The organism is Nitrosomonas marina (assembly GCF_900111605.1).
GTDB classification, from domain to species: domain Bacteria; phylum Pseudomonadota; class Gammaproteobacteria; order Burkholderiales; family Nitrosomonadaceae; genus Nitrosomonas; species Nitrosomonas marina_A.
The window spans coordinates 24,056-31,782 of the sequence record NZ_FOIA01000035.1 but is presented as its reverse complement, the minus strand read 5'-3'; the positions used below and the strand labels follow the sequence as shown (position 1 = coordinate 31,782).

Annotated in this window: 7 protein-coding genes; 5 read left to right on the top strand and 2 right to left on the bottom strand. The window is 47.1% G+C overall.

The annotated features are described in order from the left end of the window. Positions 1-315: 315 nt before the first annotated feature. Positions 316-675 (top strand): hypothetical protein, encoded by a 360-nt coding sequence (locus tag BMY62_RS16730; RefSeq protein WP_371264096.1) that lies wholly within the window; start codon positions 316-318, stop codon positions 673-675. A gap of 10 nt (positions 676-685) precedes the next feature. Here BMY62_RS16730 and BMY62_RS13625 read toward each other — a convergent pair whose 3' ends face one another. Together BMY62_RS13625 and BMY62_RS13620 are read right to left on the bottom strand one after the other, a co-directional pair. Next, complete coding sequence (locus BMY62_RS13625; protein ID WP_090661112.1) at positions 686-1,399, bottom strand: Crp/Fnr family transcriptional regulator; 714 nt, start codon at positions 1,397-1,399, stop codon at positions 686-688. Between the two features lie 259 nt (positions 1,400-1,658). Next, the gene (locus BMY62_RS13620) at positions 1,659-2,816 is read right to left on the bottom strand and encodes a L,D-transpeptidase family protein (RefSeq protein WP_090661093.1); all 1,158 of its coding nucleotides are present in this window, start codon (positions 2,814-2,816) and stop codon (positions 1,659-1,661) included. A gap of 148 nt (positions 2,817-2,964) precedes the next feature. On the opposite strand from BMY62_RS13620, the gene BMY62_RS13615 reads away from it, so the two are divergent. From BMY62_RS13615 to glcF, 4 genes are read left to right on the top strand one after another with little or no spacing between them, the layout of a single operon-like run. Beyond that, positions 2,965-3,879 carry a 2-hydroxy-3-oxopropionate reductase gene (locus BMY62_RS13615; RefSeq protein WP_090661090.1) on the top strand — a complete coding sequence of 305 codons (915 nt, stop codon included), beginning with the start codon at positions 2,965-2,967 and terminating at the stop codon, positions 3,877-3,879. A gap of 24 nt (positions 3,880-3,903) precedes the next feature. After that, positions 3,904-5,355, top strand: a complete 1,452-nt coding sequence (locus BMY62_RS13610; protein ID WP_090661087.1) for an FAD-linked oxidase C-terminal domain-containing protein — start codon at positions 3,904-3,906, stop codon at positions 5,353-5,355. Between the two features lie 19 nt (positions 5,356-5,374). Next, positions 5,375-6,451: a glycolate oxidase subunit GlcE gene (gene glcE, locus BMY62_RS13605; RefSeq protein WP_090661108.1), complete on the top strand. Its 1,077-nt coding sequence runs from the start codon at positions 5,375-5,377 to the stop codon at positions 6,449-6,451. A gap of 13 nt (positions 6,452-6,464) precedes the next feature. Beyond that, on the top strand, positions 6,465-7,709 hold the full coding sequence (gene glcF, locus BMY62_RS13600) for a glycolate oxidase subunit GlcF (protein ID WP_090661084.1): 1,245 nt from the start codon (positions 6,465-6,467) through the stop codon (positions 7,707-7,709). The last annotated feature ends 18 nt before the right edge of the window (positions 7,710-7,727 follow it).

Below are 7,727 nucleotides of genomic sequence, written 5' to 3'. Positions count from 1 at the left end.
AATACCGCACCGGTTGATTGGCGTTTTAGCACTGAGGATGCAAGGATAAAGCTAAAGAGACTTTATCCTAATTTATTAAGTTGAAGGAGTACTAGCTACATGTTGATACTCCCAAAATCTTGTTTTCTCCATGTTCCCAAAACAGGTGGTTCATGGGTGAAAAAAGCCATTAGGGCTACGGGTATCACCTGCAGAAATTACACTGTCTCAAATAATCCTCATATTGGACTGGAAGATTGCCCGTGCCTCGAGAAATTCAAATTTGCCTTTGTCAGGCACCCGGTTAATTTATATCGATCTTACTGGCAGTTTAAAATGACTTATGGATGGGATCTGGAAAATCAATTGGATCAAGCATGTCGATCGGATAATTTTCAATTATTTGTGCGCCAGGTACTGGACAAATTTCCCGGAATCTATAGCAGCAGTTTGATCGAATTCGTCGGTAGTGCAGACAATGAAATTGAGTTCATCGGTAAATATGAGCATTTGATCGAGGATTTGATTACAGCCTTAGAAACTGCAGGTGAAGATTTTAATGAACAGCTCATCAGAACACTACCACCTCATAACGTCAGCAATAAAGCCAGATACCCTGCCGCTTACACGACTCAACTCGAAGCTGAAGTCAAAAAAGCCGAACATATTGCAATGGACCGGTTTAATTACCAGTAAACTGATCGTCCTAAATGCTGCCCCTGACCAAATTCACCATATCCGTCAGCCTGGCAATATTGAGAATATGCAAATCATGTCCTTTACGCAAGACAATCTTTTTTTTTGTCAAACTGCTAAGTTCGCGTGTTACCGCTTCGCGATGAGTGCTGACCAGGTTGGCAATTTCAAAATGAGTCGGTGCTGGCGAGATCAAGGCTGTATTGGGACCCGTAATATTTTTTTTGGCAATTCGCAGTAACTCGGCCTGTATGCGGTTACTGACGGCAAGCGTACTAAAATCGTAAACACGCTCTGTCAATCTGCGGACTTCGCTTGTCAGGCGCTTTAAAATAGCATTAGCAACATAACGATTCGAAAAAATCATTTCCATAAAGTCGGAGGCTGTCATCGAGGCCAGCAACGTGCTCGTTTTGGCAAACACTGTTGCCGAACGCGGCCTGTCGTCAATTGCTGTTAGTTCGCCAAACATTTCTCCAGCTGCCAGATCACACAAGATCACTTCGTGGCCTGTTAGCGAGTGATAGGCAACGCGTATTTCTCCCTGAGCGATAAAAAATACACTATTTGATTTGTCATGAAAGCGAATGATCTCCTCATTTTCTTCATACCTGTACCAATGACAAACACTGGTAATTTCAAGCAAATTTGAAGAAGACAATGCCTGAAATTCCCGAATGATTGAAAGCATCGCGCATGCCCGCTCGGCAGATATTTGCCGCATAATCGCCATTATTTTTCGTCTCGCAAGGAATCGTATCAAATCATCAATTACATAAAGACTAACACACAACAATTGGCTACTGAAATTGAATCAGCAGGTTACGAGTCCGAGACAATAATCATTAACAACAGGCCGATAATTCAGGTAAATAAGTTTCGTTAAACACCCTGGAATCGATCTGATCATTGTTAAACAAGTAAAATAACTGAATAAAGCAGTTGCAGAGAGTCTTATGACACACATTCGATACAAAAAATGGCTATTGAATCTGTTCCGATTCCCATATTTCTGCCGTAGTAAGGTTTCCTTTAATATCACCGACCCAGGTAGCGTTGAACGGCATAGTATTTTGTACATGCAACGCCAGATCCAGATAGTTCTGCAATGAAATGTCCGCTTTCGTAACCGGTATTGCGATAGCGCGTGGATTGAGGATTGTCTCTTTGATTAAGCTGTTGTTGAGTGTTTGATGCGGGCGTGCATTAATCTGTGCCTTAAGTGCAGAACGCGTTTCTTCTATCAGTTTGCCAAACTGTTTGTCATGATTACGCTTGTCGTCTTCAAGCACAGGGTATGTCTGCAGATACAACTGATCCCCTCGCCAACCTAGCAGACGGGGCTGGTTTACCACGCGTACCGGTGTACCGACGGCGACCTCATTAAATAAACCAGCGATATCTTCTGGATACATGCGTATGCAGCCGAAGCTGCCACGCATCCCAACGCTCGGTGGTTTATTAGTGCCATGAATGGCATACGTCGGCCAGGCGAGCCTCAATACATGGGTTCCCATCGGATTGTCAGGGCCTGGCGGAACAGCTGCTGGTAGCGGATTTCCATTTCTGGCATACTCCTTGTGAATGGATGGTGTCGGTCTCCAGACCGGATTTTCGTCTTTGACAGTAATCCGGGTTGCCCCTACCGGTGTTTTCCATTGCAGTCGACCAATGCCAACTGGATGAGTGATTACATATTGCATTTCACCGTCTTCTGCTTTTGGAAAATAAAACAACCGCATTGCTGCCAGGTTGATTACAATTCCCTCACGAGGCGCATCCGGCAAGATAAATTGAGTGGGAATAATGATGCGAGTACCCGCTCCCGGCAACCATGGATCAACGTCAGGATTGGCGGCAACAATCTCCTCATATCCCAGATTGAATCGTCTCGCAATATCCGATAGTGTATCTTCATAGTTCGCGTTAATAACCTGCACGTTTCCAACAACGTCATCTCGAAATGGATCAAAACTAAATTCATGACTTGCCACAGGCATAGGCAGTACATCAACAGCTGAAACCGGTTTTTCCAACATGCTGTTCGTAATCGTCTGGCAACCACTTAACAGTAGAAAGCTGAAAAAACATGTCAGACCGAACCAGTGAATTCGTATTAAACGTGAATTAATTGTAATCATTCTATGATATGGATATGACATTCACTCCAAATTTACCGGGTTTCGTACTACATCTCAATAAAGAAACATACGTACAGACAATATTCGCGATTATCTTTATACTAATTAACAACAAATAATAGTTTTTACTGTATCAAAAAACAGCTTTATGGCAAATATTGGTTTTATCGGTCTCGGTATTATGGGAAAGCCCATGGCATGGCACTTGCTTCAAAGCGAGCATACCGTATATCTTCACACACGTAGCGGCGTACCGGATGATCTTGTTTCGAGAGGCGGTATTCCCTGTGCTACACCAATGGAATTGACGCAGCATGCGGATATAATCATCATGATGCTGCCTGATACACCGGATGTTGAAACTGTGCTGTTTGGTGACAGTGGTGTTGCCACTGGATTGCTGGCTGAATCCAGTCAACCGGTCGCACGACGCGTGATCATAGACATGAGTACAATTTCACCGCTGGCAACGCGAACATTTGCATCAAAAATCAATGACCTCAATCATGATTATGTCGACGCACCGGTATCAGGCGGCGATATCGGTGCACAAAATGCTGCGTTAACCATCATGGTTGGTGCCGAGAAGCACGTTTTTGACCGTATCAAACCTGTTCTTGAATTAATGGGAAAGCAGGTTGCCCTGATTGGCGGGATCGGCTCCGGACAAATTTGCAAGATTGCAAACCAGATTATTGTCTCCCTGACTATCGAAGCCGTGGGGGAAGCACTTTTATTTGTCTCCAGGGCCGGGGCTGATCCCCAAAAAGTTCGACAGGCTCTATTGGGCGGTTTTGCCGGATCACGTGTTCTTGAAGTACACGGTGAACGAATGATTGAACGTTGTTTCGATCCCGGGTTCAAAATTGAACTCCAGCAAAAAGATCTGGATATTGTCCTTGCCAGTGCTTCGACACTTGGCATCGCCCTGCCCAACACAGCGACGGTTAATGAGCTTTATAATGCGTGCATCGCGCATGGCGGCGCCAAATGGGATAATTCGGCCATAGTAAAAATGCTGGAAAAGCTGGCAAATCATGAAATAACAAAACACCATGAATAATCTTTTTTTCATCCACTGCAAAACATGTCGATCGATTTAGTCAGGAAACTGCGGACATTTCTACCTGTAGAATCGGTGTTGCATGAAAAGGAAGACCTCAAACCTTACGAATGTGACGGCCTGTCCGCTTACCGGCAAACGCCCATGATTGTCGTGTTGCCACAGACAGAAACAGAAATCGTTCAGATTCTTAAACTATGTCTTGCAACAAGTACGCCGGTTGTTGCGCGTGGTGCAGGTACGGGACTTTCAGGCGGCGCATTGCCGCACGCCAAAGGTATATTAATGTCCCTTGCTAAATTAAACCGCATACTGGAGATAGACCCGCTTGCACGCACCGCACGGGTCCAGCCGGGTGTCCGAAATCTTGCTATCAGTGATACGGCAAGACCACACGGCCTTTATTACGCGCCAGACCCATCATCGCAGATTGCATGTTCTATCGGTGGCAATGTTGCCGAAAATTCTGGAGGCGTGCATTGTCTGAAATACGGTTTGACCGTACACAATATTCTCAAGCTGCGCATACTTACCATTGACGGTGAAGTTCTGGAAATAGGCAGTGACAGTCTGGACAATCCGGGTTTCGATCTGCTTGCTCTGATGACAGGCAGTGAAGGCATGCTTGGTATCGTAACCGAGATTACTGTCAGGCTGATCCCTCTTCCAGAAAAAGCCCAGCTCGTCATGGCCACATTTGAGGATATTCAAAAAGCCGGCCAGGCCGTGGCCAACGTAATCGCTGCTGGTATTATACCGGCCGGCATGGAAATGATGGACAAAATCACCATTCATGCCGTCGAAGCATTTCTGCATGCCGGTTATGATTTAAATGCTGAAGCAATTCTCTTATGTGAATCGGACGGCACCGCCGAAGAAGTCGCCGACGAAATCGAACGCATTCATATCATCATGAAATCCAGCGGCGCTACCCGTATCACCACATCACAGAACGAAGCAGAACGGTTGCGCTTATGGGCTGGCCGCAAGGCTGCTTTTCCGGCTGCCGGCCGGGTTTCGCCGGATTATTACTGCATGGATGGTACCATCCCCAGAAAACATCTGGCAAATGTGTTAAAAGGTATTGACACATTGTCACGGGAGTACGGTTTACGCTGCATGAATGTATTTCACGCCGGTGACGGCAATCTGCATCCGTTGATTCTGTACGATGCCAATACACCTGGCGAACTGGAAAAAACCGAGGAATTCGGAGGAAAAATTCTGGAAATGTGTATCCATGCCGGAGGTACAATTACCGGTGAACACGGTGTCGGTATGGAAAAAATCAATCAAATGTGCACACAGTTCGCACCTGATGAACTGAGCCTGTTTCACGGTGTCAAAACCGCTTTTGATCCACAGGGCCTGCTGAATCCTGGAAAGGCTGTGCCGACACTGCATCGTTGTGCAGAACTCGGCGCAATGCATGTACACAGCGGCTCGGAAAAATTTCCCGATTTGCCTCGCTTTTAAATTTATTTTCGCTGTTTTTATGCAACAGGCGCTTATTGATCAATTCTCAGAAACCGTAAGGACAGCGGCGGAAGTCGGCCGGCCGTTGCATATACGTGGCGGAAGCAGTAAATCTTTTTACGGCTATCCCCCCTCAGAACAGTCCCAGATACTGGATATTTCGACGTATCAAGGCATTATTGATTATGAACCGACCGAGCTTATCATCACTGCACGTGCAGGTACGCGATTGTCAGATATTGAATCGTTATTGCATCAGCACAATCAAATGCTGGCATTCGAGCCCCCTTATTTTGCTGATACAGCCACTATCGGCGGTTGTGTAGCTGCCGGACTGTCCGGTCCGCGCCGAGCATCAGCAGGTGCCGTGCGCGATTTCGTGCTCGGTGTCCGCATAATCGATGGTTCCGGACGTGATCTGCATTTTGGCGGGCAAGTGATGAAAAATGTAGCCGGTTACGATGTATCGCGTCTGATGGTCGGTGCAATGGGTACACTCGGTATTTTGCTTGAAGTTTCGCTTAAAGTGTTGCCGCTGCCGGCTGTTGAACAAACAATCAGTCTAAAAATGAATGAAATGGAGGCGATTGAATACATGAATCGCTGGGCCGGCAAACCATTGCCCATTTCCGCTACCAGCTATGTCAATGAACAGCTTCATATGCGCCTTTCCGGTGCTGAATCTGCCGTTCGCGCGGCCCATAAGCAACTCGGCGGCGAAATTTACCCTGCAGGCGACACTTTATGGAAATCAATTCGCGAACACACGTACGATTTTTTCAAACCGCCGATACCGCTTTGGCGTCTATCTGTCAAACCTACCTCGCCCCCTATTTCCTTTCCACAGACAAAACAATTAATCGAATGGAACGGTGCGCTACGTTGGCTATCCTGTCAGGAAGTACCAGCTGTGGATTCCATACGCCAGGCAGCAATAAAAGCCGGCGGTCATGCAACTCTTTTCCAAGGGTATAGCAGTACTGCCCCGGTATTTCAGCCACTCAGCCCAGCGTTGGCGGGTATTCATCGACGGCTAAAGCAGCAGTTTGACCCTGCCGGTATTTTAAACCCGGGCCGTCTCTATCCGGAATTTTAAAATTTAAACACTCATGCAAACCAGACTCGCCGACTTCATAAAAAATTCTCCGCAGGGCAAAGAAGCAGACGCCATCCTGCGCAGCTGCGTCCATTGCGGATTCTGTCTGGCCACTTGTCCAACTTACCAGCTGCTCGGCGACGAACTCGACAGTCCGCGCGGTCGTATTTATTTGATGAAGCAAATGCTCGAGGGCCAGTCTGTCAGCTGGAAAACCCAGTTACACCTTGACCGGTGTTTGACCTGCCGCGCGTGCGAATCCACCTGCCCATCCGGTGTGCGCTATGCCGAACTGGTTGATATCAGCAGAGATTTGGTCGAAAAACAGGTAAAACGTCCAGCCGGAAAAAAACTGCTGCGCTACCTGTTACGCAAGATTTTACCGAATCCTTTATTGTTTAAACCTCTGATCAAGAGCGGCCGATTCATGCGCCCGCTGTTACCGTCGAGTTTGAAAAAAAAGATACCCGTCATACGCAAATCTCAAAGGCATTGGCCAGCTGCACGTCACAAACGCAAAATGATGGTGCTCGAGGGCTGCGTTCAACCAACACTATCGCCTGACATCAACCCGGCCACCGCCCGAGTTCTGGACACCCTGGGTGTTTCACTGATCACCACCGCACAATCCGGCTGCTGCGGCGCACTTGCCTACCATTTGAATGCACAGGCTGAAGGAGTAAAAGCCATGCGCAAAAACATTGATGCCTGGTGGCCATTTATTGAACGTAATGAGATTGAAGCCATCGTCATGACTGCAAGCGGATGCGGCGTCACCGTCAAGGAGTACGGTCATATTCTGCGCCACGATCCGGCATATGCGAATAAAGCCGCACGTATATCAGCGATTACCAAGGATATCAGCGAGATTCTTGCAACCGAGCAAGAATCTCTCAAACTCCTTTTAAACAAGCATAAATCCGACCCTATTACCCCCAGGATCGCGTTTCATTCTCCCTGCACACTCCAACATGGACAACAGGTTCGTGGTCTGGCAGAACAAATCCTGCTGTCTGCCGGCTTTCAACTCACCAGCGTACCTGATAGCCATCTTTGCTGCGGATCCGCAGGAACATATTCCATTTTGCAGCCTGAACTGTCACAACAATTGCTTAAAAACAAGGTGACAGCACTCGAATCGGACCAGCCAACAGAAATCGCTACTGCCAATATTGGCTGCCTGACGCATCTACAAAACGGCACAACACTACCGGTTCGGCACTGGATTGAATTGCTGGATGAACACCTGTCCCAGTAATATTGGGTCGCTTTCATC